The sequence below is a fragment of the Sphingomonas astragali genome (assembly GCF_051400615.1).
Classification (GTDB): Bacteria; Pseudomonadota; Alphaproteobacteria; order Sphingomonadales; family Sphingomonadaceae; genus Sphingomonas.
In genome coordinates this window covers 158,924-182,609 of sequence record NZ_JBLFFH010000003.1, presented here as the reverse complement: position 1 = coordinate 182,609, position 23,686 = coordinate 158,924, and the positions used below count along the sequence as shown (strand labels likewise).

General features: G+C 68.9%; 21 protein-coding genes. 8 read left to right on the top strand and 13 right to left on the bottom strand.

Going from position 1 to position 23,686, the window contains the following annotated elements; translation table 11 throughout:
- Positions 1 to 16: 16 nt before the first annotated feature.
- Positions 17 to 697 carry a TetR/AcrR family transcriptional regulator gene (locus ACMGER_RS15410; protein WP_436813051.1) on the top strand — a complete coding sequence of 227 codons (681 nt, stop codon included), beginning with the start codon at positions 17 to 19 and terminating at the stop codon, positions 695 to 697.
- A gap of 135 nt (positions 698 to 832) precedes the next feature.
- Here the strand turns inward: ACMGER_RS15410 and ACMGER_RS15405 are convergent, their stop codons facing one another.
- The 3 genes from ACMGER_RS15405 to ACMGER_RS15395 form a co-directional block, all read right to left on the bottom strand.
- Positions 833 to 1,795 (bottom strand): patatin-like phospholipase family protein, encoded by a 963-nt coding sequence (locus tag ACMGER_RS15405; protein ID WP_436813050.1) that lies wholly within the window; start codon positions 1,793 to 1,795, stop codon positions 833 to 835.
- 145 nt (positions 1,796 to 1,940) lie between these two features.
- A complete protein-coding gene (cueR, locus tag ACMGER_RS15400; protein WP_436813049.1) occupies positions 1,941 to 2,330 on the bottom strand; it encodes a Cu(I)-responsive transcriptional regulator in 390 nt (129 codons plus the stop codon).
- Positions 2,331 to 2,351: 21 nt separating this feature from the next.
- The gene (locus tag ACMGER_RS15395; protein WP_436813048.1) at positions 2,352 to 4,571 is read right to left on the bottom strand and encodes a copper-transporting P-type ATPase; all 2,220 of its coding nucleotides are present in this window, start codon (positions 4,569 to 4,571) and stop codon (positions 2,352 to 2,354) included.
- Between the two features lie 212 nt (positions 4,572 to 4,783).
- Here ACMGER_RS15395 and ACMGER_RS15390 point away from each other — a divergent pair, with 212 nt between their 5' ends.
- Both ACMGER_RS15390 and ACMGER_RS15385 read left to right on the top strand, forming a co-directional pair.
- Entirely contained in the window at positions 4,784 to 6,571 is a 1,788-nt protein-coding gene (locus ACMGER_RS15390; RefSeq protein WP_436813047.1) for a copper resistance system multicopper oxidase, read from the top strand.
- Positions 6,571 to 7,539, top strand: a complete 969-nt coding sequence (locus ACMGER_RS15385) for a copper resistance protein B (protein ID WP_436813553.1) — start codon at positions 6,571 to 6,573, stop codon at positions 7,537 to 7,539. The genes ACMGER_RS15390 and ACMGER_RS15385 overlap by 1 nt, the downstream gene beginning before the upstream one ends.
- A gap of 44 nt (positions 7,540 to 7,583) precedes the next feature.
- Here ACMGER_RS15385 and ACMGER_RS15380 read toward each other — a convergent pair whose 3' ends face one another.
- Genes ACMGER_RS15380 through ubiA form a run of 3 tightly spaced genes read right to left on the bottom strand, consistent with a single transcriptional unit; the run spans position 7,584 to position 10,639 of the window.
- Positions 7,584 to 8,360 (bottom strand): 3'(2'),5'-bisphosphate nucleotidase CysQ, encoded by a 777-nt coding sequence (locus ACMGER_RS15380; protein WP_436813046.1) that lies wholly within the window; start codon positions 8,358 to 8,360, stop codon positions 7,584 to 7,586.
- A complete protein-coding gene (locus tag ACMGER_RS15375; RefSeq protein WP_436813045.1) occupies positions 8,353 to 9,699 on the bottom strand; it encodes a TldD/PmbA family protein in 1,347 nt (448 codons plus the stop codon). Before ACMGER_RS15375 ends, ACMGER_RS15380 begins: the two co-directional genes overlap by 8 nt.
- 31 nt (positions 9,700 to 9,730) lie before the next feature.
- Positions 9,731 to 10,639, bottom strand: coding sequence for a 4-hydroxybenzoate octaprenyltransferase (gene ubiA / locus ACMGER_RS15370; RefSeq protein ID WP_436813044.1), 909 nt, complete (start codon positions 10,637 to 10,639; stop codon positions 9,731 to 9,733).
- 262 nt (positions 10,640 to 10,901) lie between these two features.
- Between ubiA and ACMGER_RS15365 the strand changes: the two genes are divergently transcribed.
- Entirely contained in the window at positions 10,902 to 11,645 is a 744-nt protein-coding gene (locus ACMGER_RS15365; protein ID WP_436813043.1) for a 16S rRNA (uracil(1498)-N(3))-methyltransferase, read from the top strand.
- Positions 11,646 to 11,800: 155 nt separating this feature from the next.
- The gene (locus ACMGER_RS15360; RefSeq protein WP_436813042.1) at positions 11,801 to 13,174 is read left to right on the top strand and encodes a glutamate--cysteine ligase; all 1,374 of its coding nucleotides are present in this window, start codon (positions 11,801 to 11,803) and stop codon (positions 13,172 to 13,174) included.
- 94 nt (positions 13,175 to 13,268) lie between these two features.
- On the opposite strand, the gene ACMGER_RS15355 is transcribed toward ACMGER_RS15360, so the two are convergent.
- Entirely contained in the window at positions 13,269 to 14,594 is a 1,326-nt protein-coding gene (locus ACMGER_RS15355) for a methyltransferase family protein (RefSeq protein ID WP_436813041.1), read from the bottom strand.
- A gap of 268 nt (positions 14,595 to 14,862) precedes the next feature.
- On the opposite strand from ACMGER_RS15355, the gene ACMGER_RS15350 reads away from it, so the two are divergent.
- Complete coding sequence (locus ACMGER_RS15350) at positions 14,863 to 16,782, top strand: M61 family metallopeptidase (RefSeq protein WP_436813040.1); 1,920 nt, start codon at positions 14,863 to 14,865, stop codon at positions 16,780 to 16,782.
- 118 nt (positions 16,783 to 16,900) lie between these two features.
- A complete protein-coding gene (gene ppa, locus ACMGER_RS15345) occupies positions 16,901 to 17,440 on the top strand; it encodes an inorganic diphosphatase (protein ID WP_436813039.1) in 540 nt (179 codons plus the stop codon).
- On the opposite strand, the gene ACMGER_RS15340 is transcribed toward ppa, so the two are convergent.
- From ACMGER_RS15340 to ACMGER_RS15325, 4 genes are all read right to left on the bottom strand, one after another.
- Positions 17,394 to 17,822: a TfoX/Sxy family protein gene (locus tag ACMGER_RS15340; RefSeq protein ID WP_436813038.1), complete on the bottom strand. Its 429-nt coding sequence runs from the start codon at positions 17,820 to 17,822 to the stop codon at positions 17,394 to 17,396. The genes ppa and ACMGER_RS15340 overlap by 47 nt on opposite strands.
- 18 nt (positions 17,823 to 17,840) lie before the next feature.
- On the bottom strand, positions 17,841 to 18,158 hold the full coding sequence (locus ACMGER_RS15335; RefSeq protein ID WP_436813037.1) for a DMT family transporter: 318 nt from the start codon (positions 18,156 to 18,158) through the stop codon (positions 17,841 to 17,843).
- 111 nt (positions 18,159 to 18,269) lie between these two features.
- The gene (locus ACMGER_RS15330; RefSeq protein WP_436813036.1) at positions 18,270 to 18,743 is read right to left on the bottom strand and encodes a GNAT family N-acetyltransferase; all 474 of its coding nucleotides are present in this window, start codon (positions 18,741 to 18,743) and stop codon (positions 18,270 to 18,272) included.
- Positions 18,740 to 19,630: a DMT family transporter gene (locus ACMGER_RS15325; protein WP_436813035.1), complete on the bottom strand. Its 891-nt coding sequence runs from the start codon at positions 19,628 to 19,630 to the stop codon at positions 18,740 to 18,742. Before ACMGER_RS15325 ends, ACMGER_RS15330 begins: the two co-directional genes overlap by 4 nt.
- A gap of 55 nt (positions 19,631 to 19,685) precedes the next feature.
- Here ACMGER_RS15325 and ACMGER_RS15320 point away from each other — a divergent pair, with 55 nt between their 5' ends.
- Positions 19,686 to 20,333, top strand: a complete 648-nt coding sequence (locus tag ACMGER_RS15320) for a DUF1345 domain-containing protein (protein ID WP_436813034.1) — start codon at positions 19,686 to 19,688, stop codon at positions 20,331 to 20,333.
- A 137-nt stretch (positions 20,334 to 20,470) separates the two neighbouring features.
- On the opposite strand, the gene ispG is transcribed toward ACMGER_RS15320, so the two are convergent.
- Both ispG and ACMGER_RS15310 read right to left on the bottom strand, forming a co-directional pair.
- Positions 20,471 to 21,595: a flavodoxin-dependent (E)-4-hydroxy-3-methylbut-2-enyl-diphosphate synthase gene (ispG, locus tag ACMGER_RS15315; protein ID WP_436813033.1), complete on the bottom strand. Its 1,125-nt coding sequence runs from the start codon at positions 21,593 to 21,595 to the stop codon at positions 20,471 to 20,473.
- A 66-nt stretch (positions 21,596 to 21,661) separates the two neighbouring features.
- On the bottom strand, positions 21,662 to 23,620 hold the full coding sequence (locus tag ACMGER_RS15310) for a DNA/RNA non-specific endonuclease (protein WP_436813032.1): 1,959 nt from the start codon (positions 23,618 to 23,620) through the stop codon (positions 21,662 to 21,664).
- Positions 23,621 to 23,686 lie beyond the last annotated feature (66 nt).

The window sequence follows — 23,686 nt, the reverse complement described above, 5'->3', positions numbered from 1 at the left end:
CTCGAAGGACATTCGCGTGCAAGAGAATGTGAAAGCCCCGCGCCGGTCGAAGAAGGCGGAACAGCGCGCCGAGACGATCGAGCAGATCCTCGACGCCGCCGAGTATCTCTTCTCTAAACATGGCCTCCATGGCGTCACGCTCAAGGACGTCGCCAAGCGCGTGGGCGTCCACCACACGCTGCTGAACTATTATTTCGAGGACAAGACCAAGCTGTTCCACGCTGTGTTCGCGCGCCGTGCCGTCGTCACCAGCGAGCGACGGATGAAGGCGCTCGACGAATATGAACGCGCCTCCGACGGCACGCCCACCGTCGAGGGAGCGCTGCGCGCGTTCCTGGATACGGACCTCGACCTCTACATCGAGGGCGGCGAGGGCTGGAAGAACTATGCGGCGCTCGGCGCGCAGGTGGCGAACACGCCCGAATGGGGCGCCGAGCTGATGGACGAGCATTTCGATCCCGTCGTGCTGCGCCTGACCGGCCTGCTCAGGAAGGCCCTGCCCGATTGCGCCGAAGAGGATATTTTCTGGGGCTATCACTTCGTGACCGGCGCGCTGATGCTCACGCTCGCGCGCACCGGCCGCATTGACAAGCTCTCCGGCGGGCTGTGCAAGTCCGACGATTTCGTGGCCGTGAAGGAGCGCATGGCCTCGTTCATGGCCGCCGGCTTCCTCCAGATCTGCAACCGGCGCTCCTAGCGTAACGCAGGCCGCCACAGCCCGGACTATCGAGGATAAGAAGCGACCGGAACGCCCGGAATAGGAACGTCGAAGGCGAAGAGCCGCCGGACTCTCCAAATCCTCCGACATCTGCACGGGCGGGTGCCATCCTGGTCAGCTCAGCAGTGGCGCGAGCGCGTCCCATTCGCGTTCGACCGCCTTGCGCCCCGCGTCGATCGCCTTGCGGATCTTCTTGGGATCGAACTCGAGCGTCTCGGAATATTCCTGCTCGGGCGCGATGATCCGGATCGGCGCGAACCGGTAGCGCGCGATCTGAAGGTCGAGCGGGCGCAGGATGCGCGCCGCGGCCGCGCCGGTGACGCCCTCCGATTGCAGCGCCCGCGCCTGCCCCTCGCGCGCGGCGATGATGTCGTTGATCAGCGTCGCATTGGCGGTGTCGTTCGCGGAGACCTCCGACTGCAGGATATCGACGGCTCGCAGGCCGATCTTGATGAGGTTGGGATAGGTGCGCACCTTGCTTGGATACGGTGGCGGCGAAGCGCGCACGACGATCACGCCGCGCGGATTGAGCTCCAGCGCCGCGTCCAGCGGCGTGACGTTGCGCACGCCTCCATCCACCCATTGCTCCTCGGTGCCGTCGCCGTCGCGGGTCTTCAGCGGATCGAAGAACACCGGCATCGCCGAGCTCGCATAGACCCAGTTGTGGATGCCGGGCACCGTCTCGTCGATGCTGCGATATTCGCCGGTCCCGAGATTGACCACGCCGATCCGGAGCTTGCGGCCGCTCGCCCTCAGCCTTTTGTCGTTGGTGAAATCCTTGAGCAGCCGGCGCAGCGGCGCGGCATCGTAGAGCGCGTCCTCGCCCAGGATGCCGCCCACGATCCCGAGCGGCCGCTCCTCGTAGATATCGCCGTTGCCCTGGATGTCGAGCCATTGCTGAAGCATCGCCGGCACATCGTCCTGCGCTACCCCCAGCGCCTGGATCGCGCCGGTCGAGACACCGGCGACGATGTCGATCCGGACTCCACGGTTGACGACCAGCTCATGGACGACCCCGACCTGGAAGGCGCCCTTGGCGCCGCCTCCGCTCAGCACGATCGCGAGATCACCGGCCATATCGTCCTCCGCCGCGCGATATATCATGTTCTTGGCCGACCTGCCGCAAGCATTGCCGTCAGCGCAGAGGATGGCGACACCCCCCGAGCCGTCGACGCGTGGCAGTCGGACGGAGAGTTGGAGAAGGCACACTCACACTCCGCCGTCATTCCCCGGCGAGCGTTTCGAGGATAGGGCAGTCGGGCCGTCCGTCGCCGTGGCAGCGCCGGGCCAGGTCCTCCAGGGTCCGGCGCATCGCCTCGATCGCGGCCGCCTTGCGCTTCAGCGCCTCGGCGCGCGCGGTGGCGAGCGCCTTCACCTCCGCGCTCGACCGGTCGCGGTTGTTCCAGAGGTCGAGCAGCGTCCCGATCTCCTCGATCGGGAACCCGAGATCGCGGGCATTGGCGATGAAGCGCAGCCGGTGCACGTCGGCATCGGAATAGTCGCGATAGCCGCTGTCCCGGCGCGGGGCCGGCGGGATGAGGCCGATCTTCTCGTAATGCCGGATCATCCGCTGCGAGACGCCGCTCGCCTCCGCTGCCTGGCCGATGTTCATGGCGGGATTGTACCCCCGTGCTCAGAGCCGCACCAGCCGCAGGCGGAGCGCGTTGGCGATCACGCTGACCGAGGACAGCGCCATCGCCAGCGCCGCGATCGCGGGCGAGAGCAGCATTCCCGTGAAGGGGTAGAGCACGCCGGCGGCGATCGGCACGCCAGCGACGTTATAGGCGAAGGCGAATATCAGATTCTGTCGGATATTCCGCATCACCGCACGCGACAGGCGCCGCGCGCGCACCAGCCCGTCGAGGTCCCCCTGCAGCAGGGTCACGCCCGCGCTCTCGATCGCGACGTCCGCCCCGGCGCCCATGGCGACGCCGACGTCCGCGGCGGCAAGCGCGGGTGCGTCGTTGACGCCGTCGCCGGCCATCGCCACCGCACGCCCCTCGGCGCGGAGCTTCTGGACGACCCTGGCCTTGTTCTCGGGAAGCACGTCGGCTTCGACCTCCTCGATGCCGATCCGGGCCGCCACCGCCCGAGCGGTGGTGCGGTTGTCGCCGGTCAGCATCACCACCCGCACGCCGTCGGCCTTGAGCGCCTCCACCGCTTCCGGGGTGCTCGGCTTGATCGGATCGGCGATGCCGATCATCCCGGCGAGCCGGCCGTCCACGGCGACGAAGATCGCGGTCGCACCTTCGCTGCGCAGGCGTTCGGCTTCCCGGGCGAGGGACGAGATGTCGATCCCCTGCTCGGCCATGAGCCGGGGGGCGCCCAGAAACAGGCGTCTGTCCTCGACAGTCCCGACCACGCCGCGGCCGATCGGCGCGTCGAAGTCGCGGACCTCAGCCAGAGCGATCGAACGCTCCGTCGCCGCGCGCACGACGGCCTCGCCCAGCGGATGCTGGCTGCCGCGCTCGACGCTCGCCGCGAGCCGCAGGAGTTCGGCTTCGTCGACGTCCGGCGCAGGCCGGATCAGGGTGACGGCGGGCTTGCCTTCGGTGAGCGTCCCGGTCTTGTCGACGACCAGCGTGTCGATCATCTCGAACCGCTCGAGCGCCTCGGCATTCCTGATCAATACGCCGACGTGCGCGCCGCGCCCGACGCCGACCATGATCGACATCGGCGTCGCGAGGCCGAGCGCGCAGGGACAGGCGATGATCAGCACCGAGACGGCGGCGACCAGCGCATGGCCGAGGCGGGGATCAGGGCCGACCAGCGCCCAGACGATCGCTGCGATGATCGCCGCCGCGATCACGGCCGGCACGAACCAGGCCGAGACCCGGTCCGCCATGCGCTGGATCGGCGCACGGCTGCGCTGCGCCTCGGCCACCATCCGGACGATCCGCGACAGCAGGGTGTCGGCGCCGACCTTGTCCGCGCGCATCACGAAGGATCCGGTCCGATTGAGGGAGCCGGTGATCATCTGTGCGCCGGGCTCCTTGGTGACCGGCATCGATTCGCCGGTGACCAGCGATTCGTCGACCGCGACCCGTCCCTCAAGCAACTCGCCGTCGACCGGCACCTTCTCGCCGGGACGCACGCGCAGGCGATCACCGACCTGGATCAGATCGAGCGTCACCTCCTCGTCGCTGCCGTCGTCGCGGATACGCCGCGCCGTCCTGGGCGCGAGGTCGAGCAGCGCCTTGATCGCCCCGGAGGTGCGCTCGCGGGCGCGCAACTCCAGGACCTGGCCCAGCAGCACCAGCACCGTGATGACCGCCGCCGCCTCGAAATAGACGGGCACCGCGCCGGCCGCGTCACGGAACGCCGCGGGAAAGGCGCCCGGCGCCAGCATGGCAACGACGCTGTAGGCGAAGGCGACGCCTATGCCCATCGCGATCAGCGTGAACATGTTGAGGTTGCGCGACCTCAGCGACATCCAGCCGCGCTCGAAGAAGGGCCAGCCGGCCCAGAGCACCACCGGAGCGGCCAGCACGAGCTGGATCCAGTTGGAGGTCTGCGCACCGAGCATCATGGTGAGGCCGGTCACGTGTCCGCCCATCTCAAGGGCGAATACGGGCAGCGTCAGCACCAGCCCGATCCCGAAGCGCCGCGTCATGTCGGCGAGCTCGGGATTGGGACCGCCGTCGAGCGTGACCGTTTCCGGCTCGAGCGCCATGCCGCAGATCGGGCAGGTGCCCGGACCGACCTGCCGGATCTCGGGATGCATCGGGCAGGTGTGGATCGTTCCCGGCGGCGCCTCGGGTGCGGCCTCCTTCGGCGCCAGATGCTGCTGCCGGTGCCCGCTACCGCAGGAATGGCCGGCATGGGCATCGTGATCGTGGGCATGATTGGTCATGGCATTCCTCCGATGCCCGCCGATCTAGGGATTGACATCATGTCAAGGTCAAGCGCCTGGCCCCTGCAACCGGAAAGCCTTGTCATCGCCCCGGCGCCGCACCCCGAATGAACGCAAAAGTCAGCCCAAGGCTTGACCTTGACACAGTGTCAGACCGTATCCGGGATGGCGGGGAGACAGGCCCAGCCCCGGACCGCGCTCGGAGGAAGGACATGGACGTGACGATGGACCGGCGCCGGCTTCTGCGCAGCACCGGTCGCATGGGCGGAGGATTGGCGCTCGCCGCCTGGATGCCCGCCTGGGCCCAGACCAACTCGGCGGGGATCGCCGCGCCGCTTCCCGAGGTTTCCGGCGAGGACATCACGCTGCGCGTCGCGCACCAGATGATGACGATCGACGGCCGCCCGAGCCATGCGATCGGCATCAACGGCACGGTGCCCGCCCCACTGATCCGACTGCGCGAGGGCCAGGACGTGCGGCTCCATGTGGTCAACGATCTCGACGAGGAGACGTCGGTCCACTGGCACGGGCTGATCCTGCCGTTCCAGATGGACGGGGTGCCGGGGATCTCCTTCCCCGGCATCAGGCCGCGCTCGACCTTCACCTATGCGTTCCCGATCGTCCAGTCGGGCACCTATTGGTACCACAGCCACTCCGGCCTTCAGGAGCAGCTCGGCCATTACGGCCCGATCCTGATCGAGCCCAGGGGTCCCGATCCGGTCGCCCATGATCGGCAGCATGTGATCGTGCTGTCGGATCATAGCCGGCTGCATCCGCACGCGATCTTCATGAAGCTCAAGCAGCAGCCCGGCTATTTCAACCGGCAGCGCCAGACGCTCTCGAGCCTGCTCGAGGGGAAGGACCAGCCGCTCAAGGAGCGGCTGACATGGGGCGGGATGCGGATGGACCCGACCGACATCTCCGACGTGACCGGCTCGACCTACACCTATCTCGTCAACGGGCATGGGCCGAGGGACAACTGGACTGGGCTGTTCAAGCCGGGCGAGCGCGTGCGGCTGCGATTCGTCAACGCCTCGGCGATGACCATCTTCAACGTGCGCATCCCGGGTCTCCGGATGACGGTGGTGCAGGCCGACGGGCAGAATGTCCGCCCCGTCCAGGTCGACGAGCTGCAGATCACGGTCGCGGAGACCTACGACGTCGTCGTCACACCCGCCGACGAGCGCGCCTATACGCTGGTCGCGGAGGCCGCGGACCGTTCGGGCATGGCGCGCGCGACGCTCGCTCCGCGCCCCGGAATGACGGCCGAGGTGCCGCCGCTGCGCAAGCGCCCGATCGCGACGATGAAGGACATGGGCATGGACATGTCCGGGATGGATCATGGCGCGATGAGCCACGACGGCATGGCCGGAATGGATCACGGCAACATGGCGGGCATGGATCATTCGGGATCGGCCCCGGGCGCCGGCATGGCCGGGATGAGCATGACGATGCGCGATCCCGCGAACGCGCCGCAGGTGAGGATGGGGCCCGGCGTCCAGACGATCTCGCAGATGCCGGTCGACCGCACCGGCGAGCCCGGCCAGGGGCTCGAGAGCGTCGGCCACCGGGTGCTCACCTATCGCGACCTCGTCGCGCTCGAGCGCAATCCGGACGTGCGGGCGCCGGCACGCGAGGTCGAGATCCACCTGACCGGCAACATGGAGCGCTTCATGTGGTCGTTCGACGGGGAGAAGTTCTCGGAGGTAAAGGCCCCGATCGCGATGCGGGCCGGCGAGCGGGTGCGGGTGACGCTGGTCAACGATTCGATGATGGCGCACCCGATCCATCTGCACGGGCATTTCTTCGAGCTCGTCACCGGGCACGGCGATCATGCCCCGCGCAAGCACACGGTCAACGTGCTGCCGGGCGGCAGGGTCAGCTGGGACGTGACGGCGGCGCCCGGCGACTGGGCGTTCCACTGCCACCTGCTCTATCACATGCACGCCGGGATGATGCAGGTCGTGCGCGTGCGCCCTCTCGAAGGAGAGGGGGCATGATGAAGACGCTCCTGCTCCTTGGACTGGCGCCGTTGGCGCTCGCTCGACCGGCGATCGCACAGGATCATTCGGGCCACGCCATGCCGGCGACGGGCGGGCAGCACGCTGAGCACGCCGCCGGCCAGCAAGCGCCGGAACCGCCTGTCCGGAACGTGGACCCACACGCCGGCCACGACATGTCGGCGATGCGCGAGCAGCAGGCGGCTCCGTCGGGTACCAACCTGCCGCCGGGCAATGCGCCGGCACCGGTGCCGACCGCCGATCGGGCAGCCGACCGCTACTACGGCGCCGAAGCGATGGCGGAGGCCGAGCGCGATCTGCGCCGCGAGCACGGCGGCGGAGCCTTCCGCCAGGTCATGGTCGACATCGCCGAATATCGGCCGCGCCGGGGCAAGGACGGCTATCGCTGGGACGGCGAAGCCTGGATCGGCGGCGACATCGATCGCTTCTGGCTCAAGAGCGAAGGCGAGGGCCGTTTCGGCGACCATGTCGAGAGCGCAGAGGTGCAGGCGCTCTACAGCCGCGCCGTCGATCCCTATTGGAACCTGCAGGCCGGCGTCCGTCAGGACCTCGGGCGTAGGCCGCGCCGCACCTATGCGGTCCTGGGTATCGAGGGGCTTGCACCCTATTGGTTCGAGGTCGAGGGCAGCCTGTTCCTCTCCGACAAGGGCGACCTGCTCGCGCGCGCCGAAGGCTATTACGACCAGCGCATCACCCAGAATCTGGTCCTGCAGCCGCGCGCGGAGCTCGACTTCGCGTTCCAGGACGTGCCGGAGAATGCGATCGGCTCGGGACTGTCGAGTGCCGAGCTCGGCCTACGCCTGCGCTACGAGCGCGTCCGCGAGTTTGCGCCCTATGCCGGCGTCTCATGGGAACGCAAGCTGGGCCGGACCGCCGATTTCGCCCGTGGGCGCGGCGAGGATACCGGCGGCGCCAATTTCGTTCTCGGCATCAGGACCTGGTTCTGACGTACGCGGAAGGCATCCGATCGCAGCGGTTCCGTTATCCCGCATTAGCCGCCGACCGCCGCTCTCGCCCGCTCGGCGAGGCGGTCGACGGCGGCGGCGTGGATGCGGGGGGTAGCAGCGAGCACGCCGAACGCCTGGCTCGACGGCGTGTTGAAGGCGAGCGGGCGACCGAGCGCGTCGGTGACGGCCGCCCCCGCCTCCTGGGCGATCAGCACCGCGGCGGCGATATCCCATTCGTGGCCCCAGCGGATCGTCGCGAGCAGGTCGGCCTGGCCGGCGGCGACCATGGCGATGCGCAGCGCGATCGAGTTGGGCTTCTCGACCATCACCAGGTCGCGATCGACCTTGGGCAGGCTGTCGGCGGGGACCCGCGCGCCGGCGAGCTCCGAACGCTCGGCGACATGGATCGCCTCGCCGTTGCGGTGCGCACCCTGTCCCGCCTCCGCCCGCCACGCCTCGCTGCGAGCGGGGGCGTCGAGCGTGGCGATCACCGGCCGGCCGTCCTCGACCAGCGCGATCGACACCGCCCAGCCCGGGCGGCCGCGGATGTAATCGCGGGTGCCGTCGATCGGGTCGACCACCCACACCCGCCGCGCCCCAAGCCGCTCGCGATCGTCGGCGGTCTCCTCCGACAGCCAGCCGGCGTCGGGCAGCAGCGCCTCCAGCCGACGGCGGAGCAATGCATCGATCTCCAGATCGACGTCGCACACCGGGCTGCCGGGCGTCTTTTCCCAGCGGCGGAAGTCGGTCTTCCACTGCCGGAGCGCGAGCGCGCCCGCCTCGGCGGCGATCGCCGCGACCTCGCCCGCCAGCTCAGCCACCGGCGACCGTCATTCCGTCGATCCGCACCGTCGGCGCGTTGATGCCGTAGCGGTACTCGAGGTCGTTGGCGGGCGTGAGGTTGGCGAACATGCTCTTGAGGTTGCCGGCGATGGTGAACTCGGCGACCGGGCGGGTGATCTCGCCCCGCTCGATCAGGAAGCCGAAGGCGCCGCGGCTGTAGTCGCCGGTCACCCCGTTCACGCCCTGACCGATCAGCTCGATGACGTAGACGCCGCGCTCGATCTCGCCGACCAGCGTCTCGCGCGGGAGCTTGCCCGGCAGCATCGCCAGGTTGCTGGTCGAGACGCTCGGCGCGCCGGAGACGCCCCGTGCGGCATGGCCGGTCGGTTCCAGTCCGAGCTGGCGCGCCGACGCCGAATCGAGCAGCCAGGTCTCGAGCATCCCGTCCTCGACGATGCGGGTCGGCGATACCGGCAGCCCCTCGCCGTCGAAGGGACGCGACCGCAGGCCGCGCGGGCGGTGCGGATCGTCCTCGACCGCCACGCCGGGCGCGAAGACGCGCGTGCCGAGCGCGTCGAGCAGGAAACTGGTGCGCCGCGCGATCGCAGCGCCAGCGATGGCCGAGATGAGATGGCCGACGAGGCCGTTGGCGACTCGCGGATCATAGACCACCGGCATCGTGCCGCTCTCGATCCGACCGGGGTTGAGTCGGGCGGCCGCGCGCTCGCCGGCGCGGGTGCCGACCAGCTCCGGTGCCTCGAGCTGCGCGGCGTGGCGCGCCGAATGGCTCGCCCAGTCGCGCTGCATCGCCCCGCCCTCGCCCGCCAGCATCGAGGCGGAGAGGCTGTAGCCGCTGACCCGATAGCCGCCGGCGAAGCCGTGGCTGGTCGCGATCGCCACCGTCGAGCGCGACGCGGAGGCGCTGGCGCCGTCGCTCTGCGAGACTCCGGAGACGGCGCGGGCCGCCTCCTCCACCGCCAGCGCCTGCGCCTTGAGCGTGTCGGGCGCAGGGTCGCCGCCGTCGTCGAGGTCGAGATCGGGCGGCGCGCCCGTCATCAACCGGTCGGCAGGCGCCAGGCCCGCCCAGGGGTCCTCCGGTGCCAGCCGCGCCATCGCCACCGCGCGCTCGACCAGCGCGGCGAGCGCGTCGTCGGAGAGGTCGGAGGTGGCGACGCTCGCCGAGCGCTGGCCGACGAAGACGCGCAGGCCCAGCTCGGCGTTCTCGGACCGGCTCACGTCCTCGAGCGCGCCCATGCGCACCTGGACCGAACTGGCGACATCGCCGGCATAGACCGCATCGGCGGCATCGGCGCCGGCGGCGCGGGCACGCTCCACGGCCTCGGCGGCGCGATCGGCGGCTTGCTTGGGACTCAACATCGACGCGACTTAGGGAGTGGGCCGCGGAAGGTCAAAGCGCCGTCCCGACCACGAGGCAGGCGGCGAACATCAGGAAGCCGAGATTGCGGTTCGAGCGGAAACGGGCGAGCGCGTTGGCGCCGTCGGCCGGCACCAGTGTCGCGATCTGCCACGCGAAGTGCAGCGCGGCCGGCAGCAATGCGAGCAGCGCCACGGGGTCGGGCCGCACCTGCCAGATCGCCGCGCCCCAGAGCAGCAGCGCGACGGCGTAGAAGCCGGCGACGCCGGGCTTCACTCCCCGCCCCAGCCGCCGGGCCGAGGAGCGCACGCCGACCAGCGCGTCATCCTCGACGTCCTGCAACGCATAGATGGTATCGTAGCCGATCACCCAGGCGATGCTGCCGGCATAGAGCAGCAGCCCTGCCGCCGAGAGCACGCCCGCGACCTCGACCCAGCCGACCAGCGCGGCCCAGCTGAACACCAGGCCGAGCCACGCCTGCGGCCACCAGGTGATGCGCTTCATGAAGGGATAGGCCGCGACGAGCGTGAGGCTGGCGAGCGCGACCAGCGCGGCGGGAAGGTGGAGCTGGAGCAGCACGACGAGGCCGACCAGGCACAACAGGCCGAGCCAAGCCCATGCCGCCTGGAGCGACACCGCGCCGCTCGCCAGCGGACGGACGGCGGTGCGCGCCACGCGGCGGTCGAGATCGCGATCGACGATGTCGTTGTAGACACAGCCTGCGCCGCGCATCGCGATGCTGCCGATGAGCAGCCACAGGATCAGGTCCCAGCGCGCCACCGCACCGCCGGCCAGCGCGACCGCCCAGGCGCCGGGCCAGAACAGCAGCCACCAGCCGATCGGCCGGTCGAACCGCGCCAGCAGCGCGAAGCTGCGCAGGCGGGCGGGCAGCGCGCCGATCAGGCCGCGATGCTCGGAATCGGGGACGATCTCAGCGGCCATCGGCGGCCGGGCCGGGAAAAGGTTGACCGAAAATGTTGACTAAATTGACTCGACTCACATGTGAGTCGGGCACAGGTTCGGCGACGGCAAGGGGCACGACTCTCGGCATCGCCGACCCTGCTGCCAAACCAAATCCTATTAGGAAAGCCCTGATCGGGCTGGTGGCGGTGCGGGTGCGAACGTCAGTTAGTTTGGGTTCCGGTAGATGTTACGGCGCGGGTAGGTGATTCCAATCAGTCCGAACTCGCCCTAAGCCGCTTTCATGCCCGCCACGCCTGCCTGGCCGCCGCAGTCCACGCCGCGACTGTTCGTCGAGACGCCGCTGTCCGAAGGAGCGGCGGTGCGCGTCGAGGGCGCGCAGGCGCATTATCTGCTGTCGGTGATGCGGCTGAGGGCGGGCGATCCGGTCAAGCTGTTCGACGGCGTCTCCGGCGAATGGCTGGCGATGGCGGAGAGCCCCGGCAAGCGCGACGTGACGCTCGTGGTGCAGGGCCGGCTGCGCGAGATGGAGACGGTGCCGGACCTGTGGCTGTGCGCCGCGCCGCTCAAGAAGGGGCGGATCGACTGGGTCGCGGAGAAGGCGTGCGAGCTCGGCGTCGCGCGGCTGGTGCCGGTGGTGACGCGGCGGACGGTGGTGGACCGGCTCAACCTGGAGCGGCTCGGCGCGCACATGATCGAGGCGGCCGAGCAATGCGGACGGACCGCGGTGCCGGAGCTGGCCGAGCCGGTGAAGCTGGCGGCGCTGCTGCGTGGCTGGCCGGCGGGGCGGGCGCTGTTCTTTGCCGACGAGACCGGCGGTGTCGCGGCGGTCGAAGCGATGCGGAGCCGGTCCGGTCCGGCGGCGATCCTGATCGGGCCGGAGGGCGGCTTCGATCCGGAGGAGCGAGAGGCGATCCAGGCGCTGCCGGATGCGGTGGGGATCGGGCTTGGGCCGCGCATCCTGCGTGCCGATACGGCGGCGGCGGCGGCGGTGAGCCTGTGGATGGCGGCGGCGGGGGATTGGTGACACCCTTCGTCATGCCGCACTTGTTCCGGCATCCACGGAACCGCAAATGCCAGCCACTCAGGAACGGTGGACCCCGGAACGGGTCCGGGGTGACGGAGAAGGGAGGTCCAAGGTTCCCGCTAGCGCAACGCCCGCCGCGCGACTAAGGCGCTGCCATGACGACCAAGACGGTTTCGGATCGCAACGCGCCGGTCATCGAGGACCGTCGGCAGCTTGTCGATTTCTTCGCGCGCGGCGAGAAGCCCAAGGAGCGCTGGCGGATCGGCACCGAGCACGAGAAGTTCGTATTCCGCCTCACTGACCACCGCGCCCCCGGCTATGACGAGCCGGGCGGCATCCGCGACCTGTTGACCGGGCTCACCGAGTTCGGTTGGCGGCCGGTAGTCGAGGGCGACAATGTCATCGCGCTGACCGGTGCCGACGGGTCGATCAGCCTGGAGCCGGCCGGCCAGTTCGAGCTGTCCGGCGCACCGCTCGACAATCTCCATGAGACCTGCGCCGAGACCGGGCGGCACCTCCAGCAGGTCAAGACGGTCGGCGACCGGCTCGGGCTCGGCTTCCTCGGGCTCGGCATGTGGCCGGACAAGGCACGCGGCGAGCTGCCGGTCATGCCCAAGGGCCGCTATGCGATCATGCTCAGGCACATGCCCAGGGTCGGCAATCTCGGCCTCGACATGATGCTGAGGACCTGCACCATCCAGACCAACCTCGACTATGCGAGCGAGACGGACATGGCGCAGAAGTTCCGCGTCGCGCTGGCGCTGCAGCCGCTCGGCACCGCACTGTTCGCCAACTCGCCGTTCACCGAGGGCAAGCCCAACGGCTATCTCTCCTACCGCAGCCATATCTGGTCGGATACCGATCCGGCGCGGACGGGGATGCTGCCGTTCGTGTTCGAGGACGGGTTCGGCTACGAGCGCTATGCCGAATATGCGCTCGATGTGCCGATGTACTTCGTCTACCGCGAGGGCAGGTACATCGATGCGGCGGGGCTCAGCTTCCGCGATTTCCTGGAGGGGAAGCTCGAGGTGCTGCCGGGCGAGCGGCCGACGATCGAGGACTGGTCCGACCATCTCTCGACCGCCTTTCCCGAAGTCAGGCTCAAGACGTTCCTGGAGATGCGCGGCGCCGACGGCGGGCCGTGGGACCGCATCTGCGCGCTGCCGGCCTTGTGGGTCGGGCTGCTGTACGACCAAGGCGCGCTCGATGCGGCGTGGGACCTCGTCAGGCACTGGTCGATGGAGGACCGGCACGCGCTGCGGGGTGCCGTGCCGAGGCTCGCGCTCGATGCGCCGCTGCCCGGCGGGGGCAGGCTGCGCGACATCGCCGGGGAGGTGCTCGACATCGCCAGCGCCGGCCTGTCGGCGCGGGCGCGGCTCGATGCGTCGGGATCGAACGAGACCGGCTACCTCGACCCGCTGCGCGAGATCGTGCGCACCGGCAAGGTGCCGGCCGAGCTGTTGCTGGAGCATTATCACGGCGCCTGGGGCGACGACGTGAGCGGGGTCTACGGGGAATTGAGCTACTGATTCCCTCTCCCCTTGGAAGAGGGAGGGAGCCGCGCGGCGGCGGAAGGGTGAGGGTGGCCGGGTGGTGATACGTCACCCTCACCCTCCCGCTCGGCTATGCCGAGCGGGCCCCTCCCTCTCCCAAGGGGAGAGGGGTCTTTCGGCCCGTGATCCACGCGAACAGCCGCGGCACCAGTGCGTTGCGCTCCATCCATTCGCTGTATTCGCGATAGGCGGGATCCATGCCGAGGTGCTGCTCCTCGGTCTTGGCGCGCCAATAGTAGACGCCCGCCACGCCCAGCATCAGCGCCGTGTTGCGCACCGCGTCGACCCAGCTGCCGGTCGTCGCGAGGATCGGCATGGTCGAGATCAGCCAGAACAGATTCTTGCTGAGATAGGCCGGGTGGCGGCTGAACGCGTACGGCCCGTGCGTCAGGATGCCGCGATGCGTCAGGTTGGAGAAGCGCAGGCCGAACGCCACCGTCGCCCAGGCGTAGACGGCGGTGAGGCCGACCAGCACGAAGGCGACGATCGCCGTCAGCATGGGATGGCCGCCGAGCCAGTGGACATAATCCGACGTGCCGGGATGGTAATCGAGCGGGCCGCCATCGGCCATCAGCACGAACGGCGGGTAGCAGATCAGCGCCGCGGTCCAGCCCGCCGCGAGGGGCGTGGCGCTGCGGATGTGCGAGTCGAGCGCGCGGAAGGTGAGGATATAGCCGACCGTCGCGAAGGCGACGTCGACCACGAACATGAAGGTGATCAGCCATTGCGCCAGGGCGACCGGATCGCGCCAGAGGCCGGCGGTGTCGCCGCGGACGAGGTCGCCGAAGCCGGGCGGCACGATCGCGAGCATGAAGGCGAGGAAGAAGCCCTTCACCGCCCAGGCGCGAAGATGAGCGTAGATCGCCTCGCGCTCATAGGGCTCGTCGAGGTTCAGCAGCCACGCGCCGAGCGCCCAGGCGCCGTCGCGCGGTTCCTCGAGATAGCGGTCCATCCAGATGGTCCAGGGAATGGCGCCGAGGAACAGCACCGGCGCCGCCATCGCGAAGCACCACATCGAGAAGACGTAGGGACCCTGCCAATAGAAGCGCGAGAGCGCATAGATGCAGGCGATGCCGCCCCAGGTGAGCCACAGCCCGGCGATCTTGGTCAGGCTGACGTCGATCGTCTCGCGCCACGGCCGGGGATGGTCCCAGTCGATGCCGGTCGAGGGATTGCGGTGGGCCCTGTCGACGAAGATCGACCACAGCACCATCGGCACGCCGGCGGCGGCGACGTTGGTGAGCGCCGACAGCGGCCCCGGCATGTCGAACCACAGCGCAGCCGAGGTCCAGGCCAGCAGCCCCGCGAGACCCGCCAGGCCGACGCCGGTGCTGACCGCCGATCGGGGCCGCGGATCGGCCTTGGCGCGGGCGGCGAGCTTGGCGTCGTGGTGCATGGCGGCCGCTCTAGCCCGGGATTGGTAAGCAAGCCGTGAACCTTCGGTCCAGCGCGCTTGCCACGATCCCAGTTGTCACCCCGGCCTTATGCCGGGGCCCACCGTCCGGCTTGTCCAGCGCTCGAACGTCCCGCCGTGAGGCTTGCGGCACCGCGGACCCCGGTACAAGGCCGGGTGACGGTGAGGGGATGTGAGGCAGGTGATATTGCAACATGGCCGGCTTGCTCTAAGAAACGGCGCATCCTTTCCTTCAGGCGAAAGACCCTAGATGCTCCGACCGCTCGCGATTCTTCTTCTTGCCACCGCCGCCCCGTCCGCCCTCGCCCAGGTCAGGAATTCGGCGCCGGTCGCGACCGCGCCCTTCACCGACACGATCCCCGAGGCGCGCGACATCGACTACCCTGGCGGCGTCATCAGGCTGGAGGTCGACGCGACCGACACGGAGCAGGGCATCTACCGCGTCAAGGAGACGGTGCCGGTCGCCGATGCCGGCCATTTCGTGCTCCTCATGCCCAAGTGGCTGCCCGGCAACCACGCGCCGCGCGGGCAGATCGAGAAGCTCGCCGGGCTCAGGATCACGGCGGGCGGCAGGGTGATCCCGTGGAAGCGCGATCCGGTCGACGTCTATGCCTTCCACCTCGATGTGCCCGAGGGCGCGAAGCAGCTCGACGTCTCGTTCCAGTTCCTCTCCGCGACCGCGCCCAACCAGGGCCGCATCGTCGTCGCGCCGAACATGCTCAACATCCAATGGGAGTCGGTGAGCCTCTATCCGGCGGGCTATTACACGCGGCGCATCCCCATCCAGGCCACGGTCAAGTATCCGGCCGGCTGGACCGCCTATTCCGGCCTGCCGTCGACCGCCACCGGATCGATCTACGGCTATCAGCAGACGACCTACGACGTGCTGCAGGACTCGCCCACGATCGCCGGGCGCTACGCCAAGTCGTGGCCGCTGTCCCCGCGCGTCCATCTCGACGTCGTCGCCGACAATCAGGCGGAGATCGACGCCGCCACGCCCGAGATGATCGACAAGCACAAAGCGCTGGTCGACCAGGCGGTGAAGCTGTTCGGCGCCCAGCATTACGACAACTATCACTTCCTGCTGTCGATCAGCGACGAGATGGGCGGCAACGGCCTGGAGCATCACCGCAGCTCCGAGAACGGCGTCGATCTCGGCTATTTCAAGGAGTGGAAGGACAAGGCGCTCGACCGCAACCTGCTGCCGCACGAGTTCACCCACAGCTGGGACGGCAAGTACCGCCGCGGTGCGGACCTGTGGACGCCCGACTTCCGCACGCCGATGCGCGACAGCCTGCTGTGGGTGTACGAGGGGCAGACGCAGTTCTGGGGCTATGTCCTCCAGGCGCGCTCGGGGCTGGTGGGCAAGCAGGACACGCTCGACCAGCTCGCGATCATCGCCGCCAACTACGATGCCATGCAGGGCCGCAAGTGGCGTCCGCTGATCGACACCACCAACGATCCGATCATCTCCGCCCGCCGGCCCAAGGGCTGGACCAACTGGCAGCGCAGCGAGGACTATTACAACGAGGGCCTGCTGATCTGGCTTGAGACCGACGCGCTGCTGCGCAAGCTGTCGGGCGGCAGGAAGTCGATGGACGATTTCGCCCGCGCCTTCTTCGGCATGAACGACGGCGACTGGGGCGAGCTCACCTACACGTTCGAGGACGTCGTCAAGACGCTGAACGACATCCATCCTTATGACTGGGCGGGCTTCCTCGACCAGCGCGTCAACAGGATCAACGAGCGTGCGCCGCTCGCGGGCCTCACCGATAACGGCTATCGCCTGGTCTATACCGACCAGCCGACCGAGATGTGGAAGGCGGCCGAGAAGGACCGCAAGTATCTCAACCTCAGTTTCTCGCTCGGCATGACCGTGGGCAAGGACGGGCAGATCACCGGCGTGGTGTGGGATTCGCCCGCGTTCAACGCCGGCTTCGACGTCGCCACCACCATCGTCGCGATCGACGGCGATGCCTATACCGAGGACAAGCTCAAGGCCGCGATCACCGCCGCCAAGAGCGGCAAGGCGCCGATCAGGCTGCTGGTCAAGAACGGCAGCCGCTACCGCACCGCCGAGATCGATTACCGCGACGGACTGCGCTATCCGCGCCTCGAACGGATCGGAACCGGCACGAACGGGCTCGACCGGCTGCTCACGGCGAAGTAAGGCGCCGATCGAACCCCTTCCCGTTCGGGCTGAGCTCGTCGAAGCCCTGTCCTTCTTCAAGAAGGGCAGCCCTTCGACAGGCCCAGGGCGAACGGACCATAGTGCAGGAAACTGATCCATGCGTATCGACATGGTGCCGGTGGGCGACAACCCGCCGCACAGCCTCAACGTCATCATCGAAGTGCCGGTCGGCGGCGAGCCGGTGAAATATGAGTTCGACAAGGCCTCGGGCGCCCTGTTCGTCGACCGCATCCTCCACACGCCGATGCGCTACCCGGCCAACTACGGCTTCGTGCCGCACACGCTGTCGCCCGACGGCGACCCGCTCGACGCGCTGGTGATCGCGCGCTCGCCCTTCATCGCGGGCTGCGTGGTGCGCGCCCGGCCGATCGCGGTGCTGAATCTCGAGGACGAGCACGGCGGCGACGAGAAGCTGGTATGCGTGCCGGTCGACACCACCTTCCCCTATTATTCGGACGTCGGCGAGCGCAGCGACCTGCCCTCGATCGTGTTCCAGCAGATCGAGCACTTCTTCACCCACTACAAGGACCTGGAAGCCGAGAAGTGGGTCCGGGTCGGCCAGTGGGGCGACGCCGAGCAGGCGCGGCAGATCACCGTCGAGGCGATCGAGCGGGCGAAGGGAGCGAAGGCGGCTTAGCGCAAGGCCCTCCCTGCTTCGGCTTCGGCTTCGGCTTCGGCTTCGGCTTCGCCACCGCAGCGCGTCGCCCCGCCGCGATCGCCAGCCGCGCCCAGCGGCAGAGCTCGTCGGCGTCGTCGTAGGTCTCGTCGGGGGCGCGGCGGTAGTTCATCGACTGGACCCTCCCGCCATCGCGCTCGACCGCGAAGCGCGGCGCGCCGATCGCGTCCCATTCGGCGTCGGTCTCGGCGTCCGCCTTCAGCCACAGCGCGTCGAACGCCAGGATCGCGAAGGCGACGCCGTCGCAATAGAGCGCCGCGCCGCCGAACAGCCGCTTGCGGGTGACGCGGCCGAGCGGCTCGATCGCTTCGGCGACCCAATCCGCGAGACCCCAGTCTATCATTTGGCGTCGAACGCCAACTCAATGCGCGGTCAGCTTGAGGCCGCCGATGCACGCCACCAGCGCGACGATCAGCGCGATGCGGGCGAGGTGCGCGGGCTCGCCGAACCAGACGATGCCGACGACCACCGTGCCGAGCGCGCCGATGCCGCCCCACACCGCATAGGCCGTTCCCATCGGGATCGAGCGCGAGGCGACCTCCAGCAACGCCATCGACAGTCCGACCGAGACGAGGAAGCCGATCGTCCACGGCACGTTGCGGAAGCCGTCGACGTAGCGCAGGCAGGTGGTGAAACCGACCTCGAAGAAGCCGCCGAGAATCAACCAGACCCAAGCCATTCTTCACTCCGTCATGCCAGACTTGTTCCGGCATCCACCGGGCCGCCCCATTCTGACCGACGACCTTGCCGGACCGTGGACCCCGGAACAAGTCCGGGGTGACGCGGGAGGTCAGGCCCGCTCAGCGAGCTTCAACAGCGCCTCGCCCGAGACGCGGCGCACCGTCCATTCGTCCATGCTCTCCGCGCCCATCGCATCATAGAAGCGGACCGCCGGCTCGTTCCAATCGAGCACCGCCCATTCGAACCGTCCGCAGCCGCGCTCGACGGCGAGCGCCGCGACGTGACGGAGCAGCGCCTTGCCGATCCCGAGCCCGCGCGCCTCGGGCGTGACGTAGAGGTCCTCGAGATAGAGGCCGCGCCGGCCGGTCCAGGTCGAGAAATTGTGGAAGAAAAGCGCGAAGCCGGTGGCGGCGCCGTCCACCTCCGCGATCACCGCCTCGGCCGCAGGATGGTCGCCGAACAGCGCCTCGGCCAGCATCGCCTCGGTCGCGACCACCGCGTCGGGCTCGCGCTCATATTCGGCGAGCTCGCGGACGAGGCGGAGGATGGTGGGAACGTCCGCGGGCACGGCGGGACGGATCATGCAGGAGTCTCCTCGGATAGCGGGCGGCTGCGCGCGGCGATGACGCAGCCGGTGACGATCAGCGCGGCGCCGGCGACGGTCCAGGGCGACAGCGTCTCGCCGAACACGGTCCAGCCGAACAGCGACGCCCAGATGAAGGCGGTATATTCGGTCGGCGCGAGATAGCTCGCCGGGCCATGGGCATAGGCCCAGGACAGCAGCAGCAGCGACGCGGTGGCGAGCGCCGCGGCCAGCACCAGCATCGGCGCATGATGCGGCGCCGGCACTGCGGCGAACCACGGCGCCGGCAGCACGAGACAGACCGCGACGGTCAGGTTCTGCCAGAAGGCGACCTCGACCGGCCCGGCGACCAGGCTCTGCGCACGCATCAGGATGATGTTGAAGGCATAGCAAACCGCCGAGCCCAGCACCGCCAGCGCGCCGAGGAACGCCTCATGGCCGAGCTCGGCGCGGGCCTGGCCGGCGAGGATGGCGAGGACGCCGGCGAAGGCGATGGCGCTGGCGACGATCGAGGCGCGGCCGATCCGCTCCTTGAGGATGACGGCGGCGAGGAACAGCGCGATCAGCGGCGCGATGAAGGCGAGCGCGATCGCCTGCGCCATCGGCACCCGCGCTAGGCCCCAGAAGAACAGGATCGCCATCACCGCGCTGACGACGCCGCGGACCAGGTGCAGCCGCATCACGCTGCGCTCCGGCGGGGCAGGACGGCCGGCGAGATAGGGCACGGCCGCGATCGCGATGGCGGCGAAGCTGCGCCAGAGCAGCGCGTTATAGGCGCCGATGTCGAGGCTCAGTCCCTTCATCACCGCATCCATGGCGGAGAAGACGGCGATGCCCAGCACACCGACGCCGAAGGCCGCGGCAGGGGAAAGCGTGCGTGCGGCCATGGCTCTCCCCTCCCCTTCTGATGACGCGGCGTGACGGCGCGGCTATACCAGCGCGATGGCGGGAGGCCAGCAGAGCATCGGCAACCGGATCGCGCCACCGCGATTCCTCGCCTTTTGCGTGATTGCGGCGGTGGCGGTGCCGGTCGCGATCGCGCTCACCGATCAGGCGCAGGGGGTGATGATCGGTTTCGACATCGCGGCGCTGGTGTTCCTTGCCGTCATCGCGCCGTTGCTGCGGCAGACCGACGCGGAAACGATGCGCCTAGCCTCGCGCCGCAACGACGCCAATCGCGCGATGATGCTCCTGGTGACCGCGGCGACGACGATCGCAGTGCTGGCGGCGGTGGCGGCCGAGCTCGGCGGCACGGGAAAGCCGCCGCCGAGCACGCTGGTGCTGGTGGTGGCGACGCTGCTCATCGCCTGGACTTTCGGCAACGCGGTGTTCGCGCTGCACTATGCCCATCTCTTCTATCTTATCGACAGGAGCGGGAAGGACGTGGGCGGGCTGGATTTCCCCGGCGCGGACGAGCCAGAATATTGGGACTTCGTCTATTTCGCCTTCACGCTCGGCATGACCTTTCAGACCAGCGACACCGCGATCACCTCGACGCGGATGCGGCGGGTAGTGACCGGGCATTCGATGATCGCGTTCGTGTTCAACCTCGGCGTGCTGGCGTTCACGATCAACGTGCTGGGAGGCTAAATTCCCTCTCCCTTGGGAGAGGGAGGGAGCGCCGAAGGCGCGGAAGGGTGAGGGTGAGTGCGGTGATACGTCACCCTCACCCTTCCCACCGCCTTCGGCGGCGGGCCCCTTCCCTCTCCCAACGGGAGAGGGATTCTTTACTCCGCCGCTACCGCCCGTGCTTCCTCCGCGGCCTCGATCTCCGCCGCCTTGGCTTCGACCAGCCTGACGATGTGGTCGACCATGTCGGCGTCGCTCACATGGTGATCGGTGACGCCCGACAGATAGACCATGTGCTTGCCGTTGCCGCCGCCGGTGATGCCGATGTCGGTCTCGCGCGCCTCGCCCGGACCGTTGACGACGCAGCCGAGCACCGACAGCGACATCGGCGTGCGGATGTGCTGGAGCCGCTCCTCCAGCACCTGCACGGTGCGGATGACATCGAAGCCCTGGCGGGCGCAGCTCGGGCACGAGACCACGCGCACGCCGCGGTTGCGGATGCCGAGCGCCTTCAGGATCTCGAAGCCGACGCGGACCTCCTCCTCCGGCTCGGCCGAAAGCGAGACGCGGATGGTGTCGCCGATGCCGAACCACAGGAGCGAGCCGATGCCGATCGCCGACTTGACCGTGCCGCCGACGAAGCCCCCCGCCTCGGTGATGCCGAGGTGGAGCGGGCAGTCGACCGCTTCGGCGAGCTGCTGGTAGGCGGCGACCGCGAGGAACACGTCGGACGCCTTCACCGCGACCTTGTAGTCGTGGAAGCCGTGGTCCTGGAGCAGCCTGATATGGTCGAGCGCGCTCTCGACCAGCGCCTCAGGGCAGGGCTCGCCGTATTTCTCGAGCAGGTCCTTCTCGAGGCTGCCGGCGTTGACGCCGATGCGGATCGCGCAGCCGTTGGCCTTGGCGGCGCGCACCACTTCCTCGACGCGATCCGACGAGCCGATGTTGCCGGGATTGATGCGCAGGCACGCGGCGCCGGCGTCGGCGGCCTCGAGCGCGCGCTTGTAGTGGAAGTGGATGTCGGCGACGACCGGCACGCGTGCGGCGCGGACGATCTGGCGGAGCGCTGCGGTCGATTCGACATCGGGGCAGCTCACGCGGATGATGTCGACGCCCGCCTCCTCGCAGCGGCGGATCTGGTCGATCGTCGCGCGCGCGTCGGCGGTCGGCGTGTTGGTCATCGTCTGCACCGTGACCGGCGCGTCGCCGCCGACGGGGACGTTGCCGACCATGATCTGGCGGCTCTTGCGGCGCGCGATGTCGCGCCAGGGACGGACTGACATTCGATTTCCTCGTGGAACGGCAGCCATATAGCGCGGCAAGGGGGCCGGCGGAACCGCCAACCCCTCTCAGATCACGATATCGTCCAGCCGGTCGAACCAGCGCGTGCGGCGCGTCGATTCGAGGCTGCCGTGCGCGTCGAATGTCTTGAGGTCGCCGAAGTCTAGCCCGGTCACCTCCTCGACCGCCGCGATCGTCGTCTGGATCTTGCGGGAGCGCATCTCGTCGATCGTGTAGGGCCGGAGGCCGGAGAACACCTTCGCCTCGTAGAGCGCACGGACATATTCGGTCTGGCCGATGATGAAGGCGGCGGCGGCGATCGTGCCGCTCGACTTCTGCAGCACCGCGATCTTCCAGAAGGACAGCGGGATGCGCCACGGTCCGCCCTTGCGCTCGCGCCCATAGACCGGATCGTTGTCGCGGTAGATGGGGCCGGTGAAGACGCTGAGCCGCCGCTCGCTGGTCTGCGCCTTGTCGAGCACATAATCCTCGAGATTGCCCCAGTCCTGGTCGTTGTAGGTCTGCACCTGCGGCGCGGCGTTGGTGAAATGGAACGTGTCTTCCATCCCACGCCGCGCGTCCGCCTCGCGCTTGGCCGGATCGGTGGCATCGCTCCAGCAGGGATCGAGCAGCCGCACCATATGCCCGCGGCTGAAATAGACATTCTCGTCGGCGCGGGACTTCACGTAGAATTCGTCGTCGGACTGGTATCGGGCGTCGATGCGCCCGTCGGGGCGCCAGCTGTCCTTGCGTTCGATCCGGACCAGCTTGAGCCCGTCGATGTTGACCGCGGTCAGGATCGGGAAGCGCCGCTCCGCCGACATCACCGACGAGAAGTGGAAATAGCGCAGCTCATGACCGCTGCCGTCGAGCAGCGGCGCCACCTCTCCCCTGGCGGCCAAGGCCGCGTAGATCGGATCGAGCGGGATCGGCTCGGACAGGAAGTCGGGATCGTAGCCGAGCCCGGCCGCCTGCCAGCGCGAGTCCTTGAAGGGCGCGAACTGCTTCTCCGATGGCTCGGCGGCGGTCGCGGCCGGCTGCGCGATCGGCGGGAAACCCATCGCGCGGCCGAGCCGGTCGAGCGCGCGGCGGGCGTCGTCGTCCTCGAAGCGGTTGCGCTCCAGGAGGTTGAAGATCGCGCTGATCCTGACGCCTTCGTTGGCGAGCCAGTGCGGATCGTCCGGCGGCGAATCGGGTGCCGGCACTGCCTTGTGATGGATCGCCACCACCTGCCACTGATCGTTGAACACCGGCGCGCCGGACGAGCCCGGCTCGGTATCGGTCGAATAGTGGATGAAGCGGGTGACATCGACGTCGACCGCGGCGGGATCGACCTTGATGATCTGGCTGGCGTGGATCGCGATCTGCTTGGGCTGGCCGTTCGGGTGCTGGATGATCGTCACCCACTCGCCGTCGATCCCCTTGCCGGAGAGCGGCAGCAGCGGCAGCCAGCCGTAGCGGTCGAGCGGCACGCCGTTCTGTGCGATCGGCACCACGGCGACCAGGGTGATGTCGAGCTCCGAGCTCGTGAAGAACAGCTGGCGCGGATCAAGGTTGAACTGGACGGGATCGCGCACCACGCCGTCGAGGTCGTGGTCGTAGCCCAGCTCGGCCTCGGCCTGTGCCGCCTCCGCCGCGCTGGCGAGGACATGGTTGTTGGTGAGCAGCAGCCGCGGACCGACGAGGAAGCCGGTGCCATAAGCATGGCCGCCCTCCATCGGCAGCTTGACCCGGCAAACCGCATCGGCGGCGCGGCGGCCGCGGTCGAGGAAGTTGATCGAGAGGAGATCGCTCTCGCCGATCAGCCGCTCGAAGCCGTTGGGATCGCTGCGCGGGCTCTCGATCAGGCCGACGCGCAGCGGAAAGGCGGTATCGGCGCGCGCACGCTCGGCGCGCTCCTGCCGTGCTGCCGGCGGCACCATCGCCTTGCGATTGGCGACCGCCTCGGCGATGCAGACGCTGAGCGAGGGATCGTCCGTGGCAATGGGCGCGGCGGGCACGGCCGCGATCGGATCGTCGAAGGCCATCCTTGAGGTCCCCCCACCGGATTCGGATTCGGTCGACGCCGGCGAGGATAGCAGATCGGCGGCCGG